Origin of the sequence: Streptomyces sp. AC1-42W (assembly GCF_003248355.1) — a bacterium.
Taxonomy (GTDB): Bacteria; Actinomycetota; Actinomycetes; order Streptomycetales; family Streptomycetaceae; genus Streptomyces.
In genome coordinates this window covers 3,518,196-3,535,364 of the sequence record NZ_QKWY01000001.1, presented here as the reverse complement: position 1 = coordinate 3,535,364, position 17,169 = coordinate 3,518,196, and the positions used below count along the sequence as shown (strand labels likewise).

At 72.6% G+C, this 17,169-nt stretch carries 18 protein-coding genes and 2 pseudogenes; 8 read left to right on the top strand and 12 right to left on the bottom strand.

All coding sequences use genetic code 11. The features are described from left to right. Nucleotides 1-6: 6 nt before the first annotated feature. Genes DNK56_RS16245 through DNK56_RS16235 form a run of 3 tightly spaced genes read right to left on the bottom strand, consistent with a single transcriptional unit; the run spans nt 7 to nt 3,259 of the window. The gene (locus tag DNK56_RS16245; RefSeq protein ID WP_111334639.1) at nt 7-1,089 is read right to left on the bottom strand and encodes a threonine aldolase family protein; all 1,083 of its coding nucleotides are present in this window, start codon (nt 1,087-1,089) and stop codon (nt 7-9) included. Further along, nucleotides 1,068-1,835 carry an SDR family NAD(P)-dependent oxidoreductase gene (locus tag DNK56_RS16240; protein ID WP_111334636.1) on the bottom strand — a complete coding sequence of 256 codons (768 nt, stop codon included), beginning with the start codon at nt 1,833-1,835 and terminating at the stop codon, nt 1,068-1,070. The genes DNK56_RS16245 and DNK56_RS16240 overlap by 22 nt, the downstream gene beginning before the upstream one ends. Before the next feature lie 26 nt (nt 1,836-1,861). Then, entirely contained in the window at nt 1,862-3,259 is a 1,398-nt protein-coding gene (locus DNK56_RS16235; RefSeq protein ID WP_111334633.1) for a DUF6421 family protein, read from the bottom strand. Nucleotides 3,260-3,554: 295 nt separating this feature from the next. Here DNK56_RS16235 and DNK56_RS16230 point away from each other — a divergent pair, with 295 nt between their 5' ends. Further along, a complete protein-coding gene (locus tag DNK56_RS16230; protein WP_111335889.1) occupies nt 3,555-4,235 on the top strand; it encodes a glycerophosphodiester phosphodiesterase in 681 nt (226 codons plus the stop codon). Between the two features lie 13 nt (nt 4,236-4,248). Here the strand turns inward: DNK56_RS16230 and DNK56_RS16225 are convergent, their stop codons facing one another. Further along, nucleotides 4,249-4,803 (bottom strand): GNAT family N-acetyltransferase, encoded by a 555-nt coding sequence (locus tag DNK56_RS16225; RefSeq protein ID WP_111334631.1) that lies wholly within the window; start codon nt 4,801-4,803, stop codon nt 4,249-4,251. Between the two features lie 233 nt (nt 4,804-5,036). Here DNK56_RS16225 and DNK56_RS16220 point away from each other — a divergent pair, with 233 nt between their 5' ends. From DNK56_RS16220 to DNK56_RS34730, 5 genes are all read left to right on the top strand, one after another. After that, nucleotides 5,037-5,618 (top strand): DUF5134 domain-containing protein, encoded by a 582-nt coding sequence (locus DNK56_RS16220; RefSeq protein WP_111334629.1) that lies wholly within the window; start codon nt 5,037-5,039, stop codon nt 5,616-5,618. Between the two features lie 85 nt (nt 5,619-5,703). Continuing rightward, complete coding sequence (locus DNK56_RS16215) at nt 5,704-6,639, top strand: M56 family metallopeptidase (protein WP_111334627.1); 936 nt, start codon at nt 5,704-5,706, stop codon at nt 6,637-6,639. A 100-nt stretch (nt 6,640-6,739) separates the two neighbouring features. Next, nucleotides 6,740-7,459: a phosphatase PAP2 family protein gene (locus DNK56_RS16210; RefSeq protein ID WP_111334625.1), complete on the top strand. Its 720-nt coding sequence runs from the start codon at nt 6,740-6,742 to the stop codon at nt 7,457-7,459. 106 nt (nt 7,460-7,565) lie between these two features. Then, the gene (locus DNK56_RS16205) at nt 7,566-8,267 is read left to right on the top strand and encodes an HAD family hydrolase (protein WP_111334623.1); all 702 of its coding nucleotides are present in this window, start codon (nt 7,566-7,568) and stop codon (nt 8,265-8,267) included. 69 nt (nt 8,268-8,336) lie between these two features. Further along, nucleotides 8,337-8,516, top strand: coding sequence for a hypothetical protein (locus tag DNK56_RS34730; RefSeq protein ID WP_146610463.1), 180 nt, complete (start codon nt 8,337-8,339; stop codon nt 8,514-8,516). Nucleotides 8,517-8,651: 135 nt separating this feature from the next. On the opposite strand, the gene DNK56_RS16200 is transcribed toward DNK56_RS34730, so the two are convergent. After that, nucleotides 8,652-9,035: an ArsR/SmtB family transcription factor gene (locus tag DNK56_RS16200; RefSeq protein ID WP_111335886.1), complete on the bottom strand. Its 384-nt coding sequence runs from the start codon at nt 9,033-9,035 to the stop codon at nt 8,652-8,654. A gap of 154 nt (nt 9,036-9,189) precedes the next feature. Here DNK56_RS16200 and DNK56_RS16195 point away from each other — a divergent pair, with 154 nt between their 5' ends. Beyond that, nucleotides 9,190-9,774 (top strand): YdeI/OmpD-associated family protein, encoded by a 585-nt coding sequence (locus DNK56_RS16195; RefSeq protein WP_111334620.1) that lies wholly within the window; start codon nt 9,190-9,192, stop codon nt 9,772-9,774. A 9-nt stretch (nt 9,775-9,783) separates the two neighbouring features. Here DNK56_RS16195 and DNK56_RS16190 read toward each other — a convergent pair whose 3' ends face one another. The 6 genes and pseudogenes from DNK56_RS16190 to DNK56_RS16165 form a co-directional block, all read right to left on the bottom strand. Beyond that, nucleotides 9,784-10,881, bottom strand: coding sequence for an NADH:flavin oxidoreductase/NADH oxidase (locus DNK56_RS16190; protein WP_111334617.1), 1,098 nt, complete (start codon nt 10,879-10,881; stop codon nt 9,784-9,786). A 128-nt stretch (nt 10,882-11,009) separates the two neighbouring features. Beyond that, entirely contained in the window at nt 11,010-11,288 is a 279-nt protein-coding gene (locus DNK56_RS16185) for a DUF1876 domain-containing protein (protein WP_018106227.1), read from the bottom strand. A gap of 91 nt (nt 11,289-11,379) precedes the next feature. Continuing rightward, nucleotides 11,380-11,760 (bottom strand): hypothetical protein, encoded by a 381-nt coding sequence (locus DNK56_RS16180; RefSeq protein WP_111334614.1) that lies wholly within the window; start codon nt 11,758-11,760, stop codon nt 11,380-11,382. A 278-nt stretch (nt 11,761-12,038) separates the two neighbouring features. Continuing rightward, nucleotides 12,039-14,453, bottom strand: coding sequence for a beta-xylosidase/alpha-l-arabinosidase (locus DNK56_RS16175; protein WP_111334611.1), 2,415 nt, complete (start codon nt 14,451-14,453; stop codon nt 12,039-12,041). Nucleotides 14,454-14,505: 52 nt separating this feature from the next. Then, nucleotides 14,506-15,399 (bottom strand): carbohydrate ABC transporter permease, encoded by an 894-nt coding sequence (locus tag DNK56_RS16170; RefSeq protein WP_111334608.1) that lies wholly within the window; start codon nt 15,397-15,399, stop codon nt 14,506-14,508. A 4-nt stretch (nt 15,400-15,403) separates the two neighbouring features. Continuing rightward, nucleotides 15,404-16,181: pseudogene (locus tag DNK56_RS16165) on the bottom strand (carbohydrate ABC transporter permease). Between DNK56_RS16165 and DNK56_RS36755 the strand changes: the two are divergent. Further along, nucleotides 16,102-16,332, top strand: coding sequence for a hypothetical protein (locus DNK56_RS36755; RefSeq protein ID WP_446750442.1), 231 nt, complete (start codon nt 16,102-16,104; stop codon nt 16,330-16,332). The pseudogene DNK56_RS16165 and the gene DNK56_RS36755 overlap by 80 nt on opposite strands. Here the strand turns inward: DNK56_RS36755 and DNK56_RS16160 are convergent. Further along, nucleotides 16,325-17,149, bottom strand: a pseudogene (locus DNK56_RS16160) (extracellular solute-binding protein); the annotation flags it as partial. The gene DNK56_RS36755 and the pseudogene DNK56_RS16160 overlap by 8 nt on opposite strands. Nucleotides 17,150-17,169: the final 20 nt, after the last annotated feature.

The window sequence follows — 17,169 nt, the reverse complement described above, 5'->3', positions numbered from 1 at the left end:
GGGCGGTCAGCCGGCCGCCATCTCCTCCTCGATCGCGCGGAGAAACGCGTCGACGTCCTCCTCGGTGGTGTCGAACGCGCACATCCAGCGGACGTCGCCGGCCCGCTCGTCCCAGAAGTAGAACCGGAACCGCTTCTGGAGGCGTTCGGTGACCGCGTGCGGCAGCCGTGCGAAGACGGCGTTGGCCTGGACGGGGTGGAGGATCTCCACGCCGTCGATCGCGCGCACGCCGTCGGCGAGCCGCCGGGCCATGGTGTTGGCGTGCCGGGCGTTGCGCAGCCACAGGTCGCCGGCGAGCAGTGCCTCCAGTTGTACGGAGACGAAGCGCATCTTGGAGGCGAGCTGCATGGACAGCTTGCGCAGGTGCTTCATGGCCCGGACGGCGTCGGGGTTCAGGACGACGACGGCCTCGCCGAAGATGGCGCCGTTCTTCGTGCCGCCGAAGGAGAGCACGTCGACGCCGACGGTGTTGGTGAACGTGCGCATGGGCACGTCCAGGGAGGCCGCGGCGTTGGCTATGCGGGCCCCGTCGAGGTGGACGGTCATGCCGTGGCCGTGCGCGTGCTCGCAGATGGCGCGGATCTCGTCGGGCGTGTAGACGGTGCCCAGCTCGGTGTTCTGGGTGATCGAGACGACCTGGGGCATGGCGCGGTGCTCGTCGTCCCAGCCGTACGCCTGCCGGTCGATCAGCTCCGGGGTGAGCTTGCCGTCCTCGGTGGGGACGGTGAGCAGCTTGAGTCCGCCGACGCGTTCGGGCGCGCCGCACTCGTCCACGTTGATGTGGGCGGACTCGGCGCAGATGACCGCGCCCCAGCGGTCGGTCATGGCCTGGAGCGCGACCACGTTGGCGCCGGTGCCGTTGAAGACGGGGAACGTCTCGGCGGTCGGCCCGAAGTGACTGTGCATCACCCGCTGGAGGTGGCCGGTGTAGTCGTCCTCGCCGTAGGAGACCTGGTGGCCGCCGTTGGCGAGGGCGAGGGCGGCGAGGATCTCCGGGTGGGTCCCCGCGTAGTTGTCACTGGCGAATCCGCGTACCCGCGGGTCGTGATGGCGACGCGCGTCGGTCCTTACGGTTGCGGGGTCAGCCACAGGCGCTTTCCGTTCACTTCGGGGGCGGGCCGCTCCCAGACGCCGGCGATGGCATCGGCCAGTTCCCTGACGTCGGTGAAGCCCGCGAACTTCGCATTCGGGCGCTCGGCGCGCATCGCGTCGTGCACCAGTGCCTTCACGACCAGGATGGCAGCCGCGCTGCGGGGGCCGTCCTCGCCCCCCGCCTTGCGGAAGGAGTCGGCGAGCGCGAGGGTCCACGCCTCGGCGGCCGCCTTGGCGGCGGCGTAGGCGGCGTTTCCCGCGGTTGGCTGGGACGCGCCGGCGGCGCTGGTCAGCAGGAAGCGTCCGCGGTCGCTGCGCAGCAGGCAGTCGTGGAAGGCGAGCGAGGTGTTCTGCACCGTGCGGATGAGGAGCTTCTCCAGCAGTGTCCAGTCCGCCGGGTCGGTCTCGGCGAAGGTCGCGCTGCCGCGCCAGCCGCCGACGAGGTGGACGACGCCGTCGACGCGGCCGAACTCCTTCTCCGTCTTGGCCGCCCAGTCGCGGGTGGCGCCGAGGTCGAGGAGGTCCACGGTGTCGCCGGTGACGGTGGCGCCGCCGTGGGCGTAGCGGGCCGCGTCCACGGCTTCGGCGAGGCGGGTGGGGTGGGAGTCGGAGGCGACGACGACGGCGCCCGCCTCGGCGAGCCGGAGCAGGGTGGCCCGGCCGGCCGGTCCGGCGGCTCCGGCGACGGCGACGACGGCACCTTCGAGGGTGCCCCCCGTGTCGCCCGTGTTTGTTCCGTTCATGGCCTCCGCCTCCTTGGGACCTGTGCTCACGCGGCAGCCTTCCCCGCATCGGAGCCGGTGATGCCCTTGGCCGAGGCGATCACGTTCTTCAGCTTCTTGGAGAGGGCCTCATAGAACATGCTCAGGGGAAACTCGTCCGGAAGCACATCGTCCACGAGTTTCCGCGGCGGCTGGGAGAGGTCCAGGGCGTCCGGTCCCTTGGCCCAGCGGGAGCCGGGGTGCGGGGCGAGGTAGCGGGAGACGAGGTCGTAGGCCGCGAACCAGTGGACGAGCTTGGGGCGGTCGATGCCGTCGCGGTAGAGCTTCTCGATCTCGGCGCAGAGCTGGTTGGTGACCTGCGGGGCCCGCTCCCAGTCGATCCGCAGCTGGTTGTCGGTCCAGCGGACCACGTCGTGCTTGTGGAGGTAGGCGAAGAGGAGCTGGCCGCCGAGTCCGTCGTAGTTGCGGACGCGCTCGCCGGTGACCGGGAAGCGGAACATCCGGTCGAAGAGGACGGCGTACTGCACGTCGCGGCCGTGCGGGTTGCCCTCGGCCTCCAGCTTCACGGCCTCCTTGAAGGCGGTGAGGTCGCAGCGCAGCTCCTCCAGGCCGTACATCCAGAACGGCTGGCGCTGTTTGATCATGAAGGGGTCGAACGGCAGGTCGCCGTGGCTGTGGGTGCGGTCGTGGACCATGTCCCAGAGCACGAACGCCTGCTCGCAGCGCCGCTGGTCGCCGATCATCGCGCGGATGTCGTCGGGCAGGTCGACGCCGAGGAGTTCGACGGACGCCTCGGTGACGCGGCGGAAGCGGGCGGCCTCGCGGTCGCAGAAGATGCCGCCCCAGCTGAAGCGCTCGGGCGCCTCGCGGACGGCGATGGTCTCCGGGAAGAGCACCGCGGAGTTGGTGTCGTAGCCGGAGGTGAAGTCCTCGAAGGTGATCCCGCAGAACAGCGGGTTGTCGTAGCGGGTGGCCTCCAGTTCGGCGAGCCAGTCCGGCCAGACCATGCGCAGCACGACCGCTTCGAGGTTGCGGTCGGGGTTGCCGTTCTGGGTGTACATGGCGAAGACGACCAGGTGCTGGAGCCCGTCCGTCCGGTCCGCGGCCGGCTGGAAGGCCAGCAGGGAGTCCAGGAAGTCGGGGACGACGAAGCCTCCGGCGACCCAGCGGCGCAGGTCCTGGACGAGGGCGCGGTGGTAGGCGGCGTCGTGCGGCAGGAGCGGGGACAGCTCGTCGACGGCGGCGATCACGCGTTCCACGGCGGCCTCGGCGAGCGCCGGGGTGGGCGCGTCCTCGGCGTCGAAGTCGATGGAGCCGTCCTTCGACTGCCAGGGGCGGATCTCCTCCACGGCATTCTTGAGCGCGGGCCACGCCGGGTGCTCGATCACCGGCGCGGCGGCAGCTATACCGCCGGATGCGGCGTCCTGCACAAGAATTTCCGTCATCACACTTCCTCCACGGGAGAACCTCGCGTCTCACCACCGTATCCACGTGCGGCTCCGCAGGACAAGTGGGACCCTGGAAATTATCCTGCTGACCCCCCATGGTCACCGTGGTTTTTCCTGTTGTACGCGTCTTCGGCGGCTTCTTCGCCGGGGGTACGGCGCGCTCCGGGGGCGGCCCCCGCCCCTTCCCCGTCCGGTGCGCGCGGCCCATTAGGCTGCCGACACGGTCATACCGGCGTGCGGTGCGGGCAGGAGCAGCGTGCGGGAACAGAGCGTCGACGGAAGCGAGCGTGCCTTGTCTCTTCTCACGATCGGTCATCGCGGGGCGGCCGGGATCGAGCCGGAGAACACCCTGCGCTCGTTCGTCCGGGCCGAGCGGGAGGGCGTCGACCTCATCGAGCTGGACCTGCATCTGAGCAAGGACGGCGCGCTGGCCGTCATGCACGACGCGGACGTGGACCGCACGACCGACGGCGAGGGCCCGATCGCGGAGAAGACGCTCGCCGAGCTGCGCGCGCTGGACGCGGGGCTCGGTGAGCGGGTGCCCGTCTTCGAGGAGGTCCTGGACGCGGTGCGGGCGCCGCTCCAGGCGGAGATCAAGGACGTGGCGGCCGCGCGCACCCTGGCGAAGGTGATGACCGGGCGCGGGCTCGTCGAGCGCGTCGAGGTGATCTCGTTCCACGACGAGGCGATCGCCGAGATCGCGCAGCTGGTCCCCGGCGTGCGGACGGCACTCGTGGCCGGCCGGTGGGGCGGCGACCTGCTGGACCGCGCCGCGGCCGCCGGCGCCACCCGGCTGGTGCTGAACATCCGGCGGATCACGCTGGAGCTGGTCGAGAAGGCCCACGCCGAAGGTCTGACGGTGTTCGGCTGGACGGTCAACACGCAGCGGCAGCTGCGGCTGGCCGAGGGCCTCGGGCTCGACGGCGTGACCACCGACCATCCGGACATCCGCCGCGGGGGCGGCGCCGCCTAGGGGTGCCGGGCGGTCAGTGGTCGAGCGGCTTGACCAGCAGCTCGAAGGCGAGGTCGTCGCGCTGCGGGATGCCGAAGCGCTCGTTGCCGTACGGGAACGGGGACATCCGGCCGGTACGGCGGTAGCCCCGGCGCTCGTACCAGGCGACCAGTTCCTCGCGGAGGGAGATCACGGTCATGTGCATCTCGCGCACGCCCCAGCTCTCCCGGACGGTGCGCTCGGCCTCGGCGATGACCACCTTGCCCAGGCCCGCGCCCTGGAGCGCCGGCCGGACCGCGAACATGCCGAAGTAGGCGGCCTCGCCGCGGTGCTCCAGTTGGCAGCAGGCGACGGGGGCGCCGTCCCGCTCCACCACGAGCAGCCTGCTCGCCGGGCTCTCCACCACCTCGCGCACCCCCTGCGGGTCGGTGCGCTGCCCCTGGAGCAGATCGGCCTCGGTCGTCCATCCGGCGCGGCTGCTGTCGCCCCGGTACGCCGACTCGATCAGCTCCACCAGCGCGGGTATGTCCGCCTCGGTGGCGTCGCGGAAGGTCAGTTCTCCGGTGTCGCGGGGCGGGGCGGTGTCCATGGCGGGGCTTCTCCGAATCTGTGCGCGGGCGCTGCCGCAGCAGCGTAACTCCGCAGCCGGGGGCCGGTTCCGCGCGGACGCCGCCCGGCGCGTGCGCGGGCGTACGCGCCGGGCACGCCGCAAGGGCACCTCCGCCGCGCGCTCCCCCGTACTCCTGTGCGCCGCGTACGGGTCTCCGGCGCCGGGCATCGACTAGTCGACGTGATGTCGTTCGCTCAGGGGGAGGGCCCGCTGTGCACGGACCGGCGACGTCCGGGTGGCTGCTGATGGCGTTGTGCGCGGTGACGGGCTCGTACTGCCTGCTGCGCACCCGTACGGGGAGCGAGGAGGAGCGCAGGACGGCGCGGGCGGAGGCGCTGATGGGGTTCGGCATGGCCGCGATGGCCCTGCCGGCCGCCGCCGTCGCCCCGCCGGCCTGGGGCTGGGTGGTGTACGCGGCGCTGTTCGGGGTCGCGGCGCTGCGGGCCCTGTGGTTCGCCCGGCGCGGCGGCCACCACCTGCACCACCTGGTCGACTCGGTGGCGATGGTCTACATGGCGGTGGTGATGGCCGGTGCCGGGGGCGGCGGCCACGGGGGGCACGCGGGGCATGCGGCGGGGTCCGCCGGGACGGCGGGCGGCCTGCCCCTGCTGACGGGGCTCCTCCTCGTCCACTACGCGGTGTACGTGCTGCGCTCGGGCGCCCGGCTGGTGCCGGTGGCCGCGGCGGCCGCGGGCGGCGGCCCGCCGCCGGCGTGGGGGGCGCGGCCCGAACTGGCGCTGGCCTGCCGGCTGACGATGGGCATAGCCATGTTCGCGATGCTGCTCACTCTGTGAGACGCGGCGGGCCGCCCGTCGTGGTGTACGTCACTTGACGGGCGGACGTGTACCCGTGCGTGGCACGGGCTCATAGGCTGACGCCATGTGGGTCTCCCTAGCGCTGCTGCTGCTCGGTGCACTGGCCGCCGTCGTGACCCCGCGCCTGATGGCGCGGGCCGCCTGGCCCGAGCGCGAACCCGTGGTGGCGCTGTGGGTGTGGCAGTGCGTGGTGGCCGCCGTGCTGCTCTCCTTCGGGCTCTCCATGACGTTCAGCGCCGCCGCCGCGTGGCAGGCCGTGCGCGGCCATGTCTTCGCGCCCGCGCCGCACGCCGTCGTCGAGGCGTACGCGCTCGCGGCGTACGGGCCGTGGTCGGCGGTGATGGCGGTGCTGCTCGCCCTCGGCGGGGTGTGGACGGCCGCCATGCTGGCCCGCGAGATCCGCCGCGCGCATCTGCGGCGCGCGAAGCGGCGGGCCGAACTCCTGGTGCGCGCCCCGCTGATGCCCGGCGAGGAGCCCGGCAGCGGCCGGCTGGTGGTCCTTGAGGGCAACCGGCCGGACGCCTGGTGGCTGCCGGGGGCGGCGCCCCAGCTCGTCATCACCACGGCGGCGCTGGGCCGGTTGAAGGGCCGCCAGCTCGACGCCGTGCTGGCCCATGAGCAGGGCCACGCGCAGGCCAGGCACGACTGGCTGCTCAACTGCTCGGAGGCGCTGGCCTCCGGCTTCCCGCAGGTGCCGGTGTTCGCGGCGTTCCGCAACGAGATGCACCGGCTGGTGGAGCTGGCGGCCGACGACGTGGCCTCGCGGCGCTTCGGCCGGCTGACGATCGCGCTGGCCCTGGTCGAACTCAACGAGGACCGGGGCGTGTTCGGGCCCTGCCCCACCGCCGACGCGGAGCTGCCGCAGCGGGTGAACCGGCTGCTGGCCCCGGCGGGCCGGCTCCCGGCCGCGCGGCGGCTGCGGCTGACCGCGGCGGCGGCCCTGGTCCCGGTCGTCCCCCTCCTGGTGGCGTTCGTTCCGGGGCTCAGCGCGCTCAAGTAGCCCGGCGCCGCCCGCCTCCGGCATGACCCGCCCCAGCCGCTTCCGGCTCCCCGGCGTGCTGCGATGGCCGCACGGGGTGCCCTTCGGCGAGGATCGTGCCATGCACATTCCGCTGCTCTCCCCCGCCGCCCCCGTCCGTGCCGCATCGCCCCTCGCCCGGACCGGGGCCGTGTGCGCGGTGCTCGGCGGGGCGGTGACGGCGCTGGTCGTCACCCGGTGGCGGCCGCTGACGGAACGGGACCACGAGATCGCGGAGGCGCTGCACCGGCGGGCGGTGACCGAGCCGGGCCTCGTCCACGCGAACCGGCTGCTGACGGACTGGCTGTGGGACCCGTGGGCCTTCCGCGCGCTGATCGCCGTCGTGGTGGTGGGCCTGTGGTGGCGCGGCGCCCGGTCGCTCGCGGTCTGGGTCGCGGCGACCACCCTGCTCTCGGCGCTGGTCCAGCAGGGCGTCAAGGCCGCCGTGGGCCGGGAGCGGCCGCACTGGCCGGACCCGGTGGACACCGCCTCGTACGCGGCCTACCCGTCCGGGCACGCGATGACGGCGACGGTGAGCTGCGGGCTGCTGCTGTGGCTGCTGCGCCGGTCCGGGGCCGCGCCCGGAGCGCGGCGGGCCGCCGGGGCGGCGGCGGCCGTCTCGGTGCTCGGGGTGGGGCTCACCCGGGTGTATCTGGGCGTGCACTGGCCGTCCGACGTGCTGGGCGGGTGGCTGCTCGGGGCCGCGCTGGCCGCCTTCGCGGTGTACGGATACGAGCGGTGGGAGGCCACCGCTCCCGGACGCGGCGACCGTGCCACGCGGCCGGGGCGTACCGGGGCCTGAGCGAGCGGAGGCGTTCCGGAGAGCCCGAGCGAGCGGGGCCGGGGGCGGTCGTGGCCGGGGCAGGGCACCCTTGCCCGGCGTGTGTCCGTCGGCAAGGATCGGTGCCATGCCGATCAAGGGTGTCCTCTTCGACTTCTCCGGGACGCTGTTCCGGATCGAATCCGTCCGTTCCTGGCTCGCCGCGACGCTCGCCGAGCGGGGGGTGACCGTGGACGAGGCCGCGTTCAAGCGGTACGCGGCGGAGCTGGAGGCCTACGGCGCGCTGCCGGGCGGGGCCAACCCGCAGCGGATGCCCGGTGACCTGGCGGAGGGCTGGGAGCACCGCGACGAGAGCGCGGAGCGGCACCGCGCGGTGTACACGGGTCTGGCCCGCCAGGTCGCGCTGCCCGACCCTGGTCTGTACGACGCGCTGTACGACCGCCATCTGACCCCGGACGCCTGGCGCCCCTACCCGGACGCAGCGGAGGTGCTCGCGGGGCTGCGCGGGGCCGGGGCGCGGATCGGGATCGTCAGCAACATCGGCTGGGACCTGCGGCCCGTCTTCCGGGCGCACGGGCTGGACCGGTACGTGGACGCGTATGTGCTGTCCTTCGAGCACGGTGTGCAGAAGCCGGACGTCCGCCTCTTCCGTACGGCGTGCGCGCTGCTGGGACAGGAACCGGAGGACGTGGTGATGGTGGGCGACGACCGGAATGCGGACGGCGGGGCTGCCGCGCTGGGCTGCGAGGTGCGTTTCGTACGCCATCTGCCCGTGGCGGAACGGCCGCACGGACTGCGGGAGCTCGGACTTGCCGAGAAGGTTGCTTGAGACACATGTGAGAGATGTCCCTGACGTGCAATGGGTCGGATTGTCACATCGTGGCCTTAGCCTGTAGGCATGTCCCCGACTCCCTGCCCGTCCGATTCCGTACGCCCCGCAGCCGTGGTGAATGAAGACATTCGCGACCTGTGGCGGCGTTCGGGCGGTCACCTGTCCCCGGAGGACGAGGAGCAGTATCAGCGGCTGCTCGTCGAGTGGGCCGCCGCGACCGGGGGCGGCGACAGGCCGGCCGCCTGAACGGGGCGCGTCCCGGCTCCGGCGATCCCCTGCGTCGCCGGAACCGGTTCGGGTGGGGGTACAGCATGTCCCGTCCCGGCTGATCGGTCAATCAAGGACCGGGGGAAGCACAGGGGCCGACAGGAGCCCGGCGGGTCAGCGTTCGCCGAGGCGGGCGGCCTGGCGGGCCGCCGCTTCCAGGACGCGGTCGAGCAGTCCGGGGAAGAGCGCGTCGAGGTCGTCCCGGCGCAGCCCGTTCATCTTGGCGGTGCCCCGGTAGGTCTGCCGGACGATGCCGCTCTCGCGCAGCACCCGGAAGTGGTGCGTGGTGGTGGACTTGGTGACCGGAAGGTCGAAACAGGAACAGGTCAGCTCGTCCTCGGCGGCGGCCAGTTCGCGCACGACGCTCAGCCGGACCGGGTCCGAGAGGGCGTGCAGGACGGTTTCGATCCTGATGTCGTCGCGGGCCGGGTGGGGCAGGGTGCGCGCGCCCGCCGCCGGTTCGGTGGTACTGGCAGGGGTCACGGTCGCTCTCCGCATCGTCGCTCGGTCCGGAACCTCCATACTACGAGACTCGTCGTAGTTCGACGACGCGGAGGACCGGGGGGATATAGGTCAGGAACTGTCCTGATGGATGTCTAGCGTGGGGCTGTGGCCGGACGACGGGAACCGGCCCCCAGCGGGAGGCGCAGCCATGACGAGCACGGCCGGTATCCGGGAGAACGCCGAGACCTTCACCAGCGCCGCGCACCTGGAGGACTGGCTGGCGGAGCACCACGCCGACAGTGCGGGGGTCTGGATGCGGATCGCCAAGCGGAACTCGGGCGTGGCGTCGGTGACCGTCGACGAGTACACCGACGCGCTGCTCTGCTACGGCTGGATCACCGGGCAGCGCAAGTCCTGCGACGAGGTGTACTACCTCCAGCGGATCACGCCCCGCCGGCCGCGCAGCGTCTGGTCGCTGGTCAACGTGGAGAAGGCCGAGGCGCTCATCGAGGAGGGTCGGATGCGCGCGCCCGGCCTCGCCGAGATCGAGGCGGCCCGTGCGGACGGACGGTGGGAGGCCGCGTACCCCTCGCAGAGCCGGGCCACCATGCCCGCCGACCTCGCCGAGGCGCTGGCGGCGGACGAGGTGGCGGGCCGCTTCTACGCGGGGCTCGGCAGGTCCGACCGTTATCTGGTGCTCCTGCGGCTGATGACGGCCCCGTCGCCGGAGGTCAGGGCGGCCCGCCTGGACCGGGCGGTGGCGGCCATGGCGCAGGGCCGCAAGGTCGCCTGAGCCCCCCGGTCAGATGGCGTAGCCGTACTGGACGGGGGCGTGCACCGTGCCGTTGAGGGCGCGGGCGGCGTCGCGGGCCCAGGAGGGGCTGCGCAGCAGTTCGCGCCCGAGGAGCACGGCGTCGGCGCGGCCCTCGGCGAGGATCTTCTCGGCGTGCTGCGGGTCGGTGATGAGGCCGACCGCCGCCACCGGCAGCGAGGTCTCCCGCTTCACGCGCTCGGCGAACGGCACCTGGTAGCCGGGGCCGGTCTCGATGCGGGCGCGGGGCGCGTTGCCGCCCGTGGAGACGTCGAGCAGGTCGACCCCGTGGTCGCGCAGCAGCGCGGCGAGCCGTACGGTCTCGTCGGCGGTCCAGCCCTCGCGCTCGTCCTCGGGGTTCTCGGTGAGCCAGTCCGTCGCGGAGACGCGGAAGAAGACCGGCAGGTCCTCGGGCCACACCTCGCGCACCGCGTCCACGATCCGGAGGGCGAGGCGGACGCGGTTGTCGAAGCCGCCGCCGTACTCGTCGGTGCGGCGGTTGGTGTACGGGGAGAGGAACTGGCCGATGAGGTAGCCGTGGGCGCCGTGCACCTCGGCGACCTGGAAGCCCGCGTCGAGCGCGCGGCGGGCGGCCTCGCGGAAGTCGTCCACGACGCCGGCGATCTCCTCGCGGGTCAGCTCGTGCGGGACCGGGTGGCCGTCGTCGAAGGGGATCGGGCTGGGGGCGACCGGGGTCCAGCCGTGCGCCTCGGGGCCGACCGGGCCGCCTCCGGTCCAGGGCGCCGCGGTGGACGCCTTGCGGCCGGCGTGGGCGAGCTGGATGCCGACGACCGAGCCCTGCGCCTTGACGAAGTCGGTGATCCGGCGGAACGCGCGGACCTGGGTGTCGTTCCAGATGCCCAGGTCGGCCGGGCTGATCCGGCCCTCCGGGCTGACGGCCGTCGCCTCGGTGAGGATCAGGCCGGTGCCGCCGGTGGCGCGGGCCGCCAGGTGCGTGAAGTGCCAGTCGTTGGGCACGCCCGCCTCCGGGCCCTCCGGCGCGGCGCTGTACTGGCACATCGGCGCCATCCACACCTTGTTGGGTACGACAAGCGACCTGATGGTGAGGGGCTCGAAGAGGGCACTCACGACGGACTCCGTTTCGCCGGTTACGGAAGAATCGCTAGTACGATACATCCCGTAGTACGACGCTCGTCAAATTACGATGAGTCTCGTACGAGTGAGTGCCCGTGCGTCTCCGGCCGCGTACGCCGGGTTCAGCGCGGTTTGAGCGGGTACGAGCTGCGGCCGGCCGCGTCGTCGATCTCGTCGTGCGCCTTGGTCAGCAGCTTCATCGCCAGTTCGTTGAGCGCGCGGGCTCCGGCGATCTCCTCCCCCACGCGCGGCTGCTCGGCGTCCGAGGGGTGGCGGCTGGCATAGCCGTGCGCGCGCACCTCCTGTCCGTCGGAGAGCCGCACCAGGGCGGCCGCGCGGGTCCGATGGGTGTCCTCCTCGAATTCCAGCTCGATGTGCCAGCCGACTGCGGTCCGGGTCATGGCGCTTCACCTCCGGAAAGGGTCTCCCTCCAGGGTGCGCCTCCCGCGCACCGGGCGCGCGGGCGGGCCGGGGCGGGCCGCCGGGGGTTGCTCAGGCCCCGGCCGCCCGGCCCCGGCGGCGCAGCGTGATGCGGGCGTCCGCGTCGTACATCTGGTTCCAGCCGCGACCGGCGCCGGACGACCAGGTGACATGGGTGGTGTTCCCGTCGGTGCGGACGGCCTCCACCGTCATGGCGCGCTCCCCGTCGCGCACATCGCCCCGGCGCAGTGCGTCCGCCCGGACGGTGACCGGGTCCGCCGGACTCCGCTCGGCCTCGTCCGCCGCGAGGCCGAGCGCGGCTGCCAGTTGCCGGGCGCGCGCCGGGGCGCAGACGAAGGAGAGCGTGCCCGAGGGGGTGGAGACGGTGATCTCGACCTCCGGGCCGGCGGGGGCGGCCTCCAGGGTTCCGGTCCGCTCGTGCTCGTTCGTCATCGCTGCGCGCCCTTCCGCGTTCCGGACCCCGGCTCGGTCCGGCCGGTGGGGTCGCCCCTCCAGAATTTCAGCACATGCGCTCCGGGGGCGCCGATGCGGTGGACGGTGGCGGGGTGCCGTCCCCTGTGTCCGCCCCGTCCGCACTCAACGCCGGCCCCTGGCGCCCGCGGCGTCGCGTACGTGGGTGCAGGTGCGGGTGGCAGGTACTTCGAAAGTTTCGTGGAATCTCCCGTACCACCGGCGGGCCGGTGGTACGGGAGGGTGGGAGACCCGGGCGGTCAGCCCTGTACGGGGGCTGCCGCGGTCACGGGTTCGACCAGGGCGTCGCACACCAGCCGGCGCCGGTGGTCGAGGGTGCGCTCGGGCCCGGTGAGCCGCAGGTGCACGGTGTGCCGGACGTCGGCGGCGCCGCTGGACGTGGCCAGCCGCAGTTCCAGCGCGCCCGGCTCCACGACCCGCCGGCCGCCGATGCCGGTGAAGGACACCAGGTCGGCGTGGAACCGGAAGCGCACCCGCGCCGCCCCGCCCGCCTCCAGCGGCACCCGCGCGTAGCCGATGAGCCGGGTGTCGGGCCGGGTCGTCTGGGCGACCGGGTCGTGCACATACAGCTGGACGACCTCGGCGCCGGCCCGGTCCCCGGTGTTGCGGACGGTCAGCTCGATGTCGGCGGACCCGCCGGTCGGGATCTCCGCCGGCACCGGGGCGCCGGGCTCCCAGGCGAACGACGTGTACGTCAGCCCGTGGCCGAACGGGTACAGCGGCGTCGGGTCCAGGTTGCTGACCCCGTTGGCGAGTCCGAGCGGCGGCTGCAGATACGTCCAGGGCTGGCCGCCGGGCAGGCGCGGCACCGACACCGGCAGCCGGCCCGAGGGCCCGACCCGGCCGGAGAGCACGGCGGCGAGCGCCGGGCCGCCCTCCTCACCGGGGAAGAACGCCTGCACCACGGCGGCGGCGCGGTCCGCCCAGCGGCCGAGCGCGTACGGCCGGCCGGTCACCAGCACCAGGACCACCGGGGTGCCGCTGTCCAGCAGCGCGTCGAGCAGTTCGCCCTGCACACCGGGCAGCGCCAGGTCGTCGGCGTCGCAGCCCTCGCCCGAGGTGCCGCGCCCGAACAGCCCGGCCCGGTCGCCGAGCACCGCGACGCACACGTCCGCGGCGCGGGCCAGGTCCACCGCCGCCGCGAAGCCGGAGGTGTCGTCGCCGTCCACCTCGCAGCCGGGTGCGCCGGTCACCGCGGCGTCCGGGAACTCCCCGCGCACCGCTTCGAGCACGGTGGGGATGTCGATGCCCATCGCGGTCTCGGGGTGCAGCACGCCGACGTGGCTGGGGAAGGAGTAGCAGCCGAGCATGGCCAGCGCGTCGTCGGCGCGCGGCCCGACGACCGCGATCCGCCCGGTGCCGGTGAGCGGCAGGGCGCCGTGCGGGTTGGCGAGCAGGACGACCGCCTGTTCGGCGAGTTCGCGGGCGAGGGCGCGGTTGCGCGGCGGGTCCAGGTCGATGGTCTCGCGCGCCTGCTCCGGGTCGGTCTCCCGCAGGAGCTCCGGCAGCGGGCTCCAGTCGGGGTCGAGCAGCCCGAGTGCGCACTTCTGGAGCAGGACCCGGCGCAGCGCCCGGTCCACCAGTTCCTCGGGGACCGTGCCGTCCAGGACGGCGGTGGCGAGGGCGTCGCCGTAGCTGCGAACGGTGGGCAGTTCGACGTCGACCCCGGCGCGCAGCGCGAGCCGGGCGGCGTCGGCGCGGCCCTCGGCGACCTTGTGCAGGGTCTCCAGGAAGCCGATGGCGAAGTAGTCGGCGACAACGGTCCCCTCGAAGCCCCAGGTGTCGCGGAGCAGTCCGGTGAGCAGGGCGGGGTCGGCCGCCGAGGGGACCCCGTCGATCTCGGCGTAGGACTGCATGACCGAGCGCGCGCCGCCCTCGACGAGCGCCATCTCGAAGGGGGGCAGGATGACGTCGGCGAGTTCCCTGGCCCCGGCCCGGACCGGCGAGAGGTTGCGGGCGCCGGCCGATGCCGCGTAGCCGGCGAAGTGCTTGAGGGTGGCGACGATGCCGGCGGACTCCAGGCCGCGCACATAGGCGGTGCCGATGGTGGCGACCAGGTAGGGGTCCTCGCCGATGGTCTCCTCGACGCGGCCCCAGCGCAGGTCGCGGACCACGTCCAGGACCGGGGCGAGGCCCTGGTGGATGCCGACGGACCGCATGTCGCCGCCGATGCGGTGGGCCATCTCGGTGATCAGGTCCGGGTTCCAGGCCGCGCCCCAGGAGAGCGGTACGGGGTAGGCGGTGGCGCCCCAGGCGGTGAAGCCGGCGAGGCATTCCTCGTGGGCGAGGGCCGGGATGCCGAAGCGGCCGGCGCCGGCGATGGCCCGCTGGGCGCGGGCGAGCGAGATCGCGCCGACCGCCGGGTCGACGGGGGCGGTGCCGAAGGGGCGGGTCAGCTGGCCGAGGCCGCGCGGGATCAGCGTGTCCCAGTCGATCGCGTCGACCATCTCGTTCTGGTGCGGGGCGACCCCGTCCCCGTCGGCGTCGGCGCCCACCCAGATTCCGTACAGCTGGGCGGTCTTCTCCTGGAGGGTCATCCGGGAGACGAGGTCGGCCACGCGCTCCTCGGGGGCGAGCGCGGGGTCCTGCCAGGGGCCTTCGACGGCGGTGACCGCTTCGGTCCTGCGGGCGTGCGGAACAGGGGGGTTTGCCATGGCGGCGGGGAATCCTCTCAAGAGTGCGGTGGTACGCGGCGGCATGGGTGCGCTACTTGCCGCCCACCCCCATCAGTCCGTTGACCAGTGCCTTCCGTGCCACGAGGTACACGGCGAAGATCGGTACGACGGAGAGCACGATCGCGGCGAGCACGGCCGGGATGTTGACCCCGAACTGGGACATGAAGTTGAAGAGGCCGAGGGTCAGCACCCGCTGCTCCTCCGACTGGGTCAGGATCAGCGGGAACAGGAAGCCGTTCCAGGCCTGGAGCGCCGTGTAGATCGCGACCGTGCTGATGCCCGCCTTGGACATCGGGATCGCCAGCTGCCACAGCATCCGCAGCGACGAGGCGCCGTCGAGCGCCATGGCCTCGTACATCTCCTCGGAGACGTCGCGCATGGTGCCGCTGAGGATCAGCACCGCCACCGGCATCGCGAACGCGGCGGTCGGCAGGATGATGGCCGGCAGGCTGTCGTACAGGCCCATCTTGGTGATGAGCAGGTAGAGCGGCACGATCACGGCCTGGGCGGGGATGGCGACGCCGAGCAGGAAGGTGCGGAAGGCTAGACCGGAGAGCCTGCTGCGGGTGCGTACCGCGACGTACGCGACCGGGATCGAGAGGACCAGCACGATCGCCGTGGTCGCCACGGCGACGATCGCCGTGTTGGAGAGCATCGTGGAGAAGCCGCTGTCCAGCACCGTGCGGTAGTTGTCGAGCGTCGGGTCGGTCGGGACGGCCGACGGATCGCCGTTCAGCGCCTCGTCCTGGTGCATCAGCGAGGAGGAGACCAGCGTGTAGAGCGGGACGATCACGAGCACGAGCCACACCAGCGAGCCGAGGCCGGCCAGCGGGTTGCCCCACGTGCGGCGGCGCGCGGCGGTGGCCGGGCGGGTGCGGGTCAGGGGCCGTGCGGGGCGCGCCGAGGGGCGGGTGTCGATCGACATCGCGTCACATACCTTCCCGGGTGGAGCGCATGTTCCCGAAGCCGCTGAAGCGGACGAGGATCAGCGAGATCGCGGTGGCCACGACGACGAGGGCGGTCGCGATCGCGGCGGCGTACCCGAGGTCGTAGGTCTGGAAACCGGTGCGGTACATCAGGTACGGCAGGATGGTGGTGTCGGTGCCGGGGCCGCCCTTGGTCATGATCAGTACGGTGTCGAAGTAGGTCAGCGAGCCGACGATCATCAGGACCGACGAGGTGGTGATGGTGTTGCGCAGCTGCGGCAGGGTGATGTGGAAGAACTGCCGGAACATCCCGGCGCCGTCGATCTCGGCGGCCTGGTAGAGGACCTGCGGGATCTGCCGGGTGCCGCCCTGGTAGATCAAGGTGTGGAAGGGCATGAACTGCCAGCCGCCGACGAACGCCACGGTGAGCAGGGCGCCGGTGGACGAGCCCATGATGTTCGGGTCGATGCCGAACCAGGGGCCGATCTCCTTGATGACACCGAAGTTGGGGTCGAGCAGCGCGTGGAACAGCATCGCGATGGCGGTGGTGGAGAGCAGCAGCGGGACGAAGAAGATCGCGGAGAGCACGGCGCGGCTGCGCTGCCCAGACGCCGAGGAGCAGGGCCACCGGGGTCTGGAAGACCCAGCTGATGGTGGTGAGGAGCAGACTGAGCCAGGCGGCCTGGCGGAACTCGGGGTCCTTGAAGAGCCGGGTCCAGTTGGCCGTGCCGGCGGAGGTCGGGGAGTTCAGCCCGTCCCAGTGGCAGAAGGAGAGGTACACGGCGATCGCCGGCGGGACGATCGCGAAGAGGGCGAAGAAGAGGATGCCGGGCAGCGCCCAGGCGACCGGCGGGCGGCCGACGTTCCCGACGGCCGCCTTCCGTCCTCCGCGCACCTTCGGTGACGAGGAGACGTGGGACATCGTTACTTGACGGCCTTCATCGCGGCGACGAACTGCTCGGGCGTGGACTTGCCGGCGAACAGCTTGCTGATCTCGGTGAGCAGCGGGGTGGCGATCTTCGACTCCAGTGCCTGGTCCCACGACAGGGTGAAGTCGGGGGCCTTCTGGACCATCTCGTACTGGTCGGTGGCGAACTTCGGGTTCGGCGATCCGCTCAGCATGGAGGCGGCGTTGGAGGTGGTGGGCACGTCGCCGTTGTCGACGAGGGCCTGGGCGTAGGACTTGGACGCCATGGTCTTGAGGAAGGCTATGGCCTCGTCCTTGTGCTTGGTGCGGGCGTTGACCGACCAGTAGTTGGTGGGGTTGCCGACCACGTCGGCCGGGTCGCCGACGCCGCCGGCGACGGTCGGGAAGCTGGTCCAGCCCAGGTCCTTCTCGGCGAACTCGGGCGCCTTGCCGAGCTGGGTGGAGTACTCCCAGGAGCCCATCAGGTGCATGGCCGCCTTGCCCTTGTTGAGCAGGGTGGGCGCGCCGCCGTTGCCGTAGTCGACGGAGGTGAAGTTCTCGCCGAACGCGCCGTCGTCGACGAGCTGCTCGACGGTCTGCGCCGTCTTGAGGACCGCCGGGTCGCCCCAGGCGGAGCTGTCGCCGTTCTGGATCTTGCGGAAGACGTCGGGGCCGCCGATCCGGTCGAGCAGGTACTCCATCCACATCAGCTCGGGCCACTTGTCGGAGCCGCCGAGCGCGAAGGGGGTGATGCCCTTGCCCTTGAAGGTCTTGATGGCCTGCTGGAGGTCTTCCCAGGTCGTGGGGACCTTGACGTCGTTCTCGGCGAAGAGGGTCTTGTTTTGACATCCTCTCCGCCCTA

What these genes read in the sequence shown, in the direction of transcription:
- DNK56_RS16175 (WP_111334611.1), bottom strand. Translation starts at nt 14,453, where the DNA reads ATGGCAAACCCCCCTGTTCCGCACGCCCGCAGGACCGAAGCGGTCACC.
- DNK56_RS16180 (WP_111334614.1), bottom strand. Translation starts at nt 11,760, where the DNA reads ATGACGAACGAGCACGAGCGGACCGGAACCCTGGAGGCCGCCCCCGCC.
- DNK56_RS16200 (WP_111335886.1), bottom strand. Translation starts at nt 9,035, where the DNA reads ATGCGGAGAGCGACCGTGACCCCTGCCAGTACCACCGAACCGGCGGCG.
- DNK56_RS16210 (WP_111334625.1), top strand. Translation starts at nt 6,740, where the DNA reads ATGCACATTCCGCTGCTCTCCCCCGCCGCCCCCGTCCGTGCCGCATCG.
- DNK56_RS16185 (WP_018106227.1), bottom strand. Translation starts at nt 11,288, where the DNA reads ATGACCCGGACCGCAGTCGGCTGGCACATCGAGCTGGAATTCGAGGAG.
- DNK56_RS16195 (WP_111334620.1), top strand. Translation starts at nt 9,190, where the DNA reads ATGACGAGCACGGCCGGTATCCGGGAGAACGCCGAGACCTTCACCAGC.
- DNK56_RS16240 (WP_111334636.1), bottom strand. Translation starts at nt 1,835, where the DNA reads ATGAACGGAACAAACACGGGCGACACGGGGGGCACCCTCGAAGGTGCC.
- DNK56_RS16235 (WP_111334633.1), bottom strand. Translation starts at nt 3,259, where the DNA reads ATGACGGAAATTCTTGTGCAGGACGCCGCATCCGGCGGTATAGCTGCC.
- DNK56_RS16170 (WP_111334608.1), bottom strand. Translation starts at nt 15,399, where the DNA reads ATGTCGATCGACACCCGCCCCTCGGCGCGCCCCGCACGGCCCCTGACC.
- DNK56_RS34730 (WP_146610463.1), top strand. Translation starts at nt 8,337, where the DNA reads ATGTCCCCGACTCCCTGCCCGTCCGATTCCGTACGCCCCGCAGCCGTG.
- DNK56_RS16225 (WP_111334631.1), bottom strand. Translation starts at nt 4,803, where the DNA reads ATGGACACCGCCCCGCCCCGCGACACCGGAGAACTGACCTTCCGCGAC.
- DNK56_RS16215 (WP_111334627.1), top strand. Translation starts at nt 5,704, where the DNA reads ATGTGGGTCTCCCTAGCGCTGCTGCTGCTCGGTGCACTGGCCGCCGTC.
- DNK56_RS16205 (WP_111334623.1), top strand. Translation starts at nt 7,566, where the DNA reads ATGCCGATCAAGGGTGTCCTCTTCGACTTCTCCGGGACGCTGTTCCGG.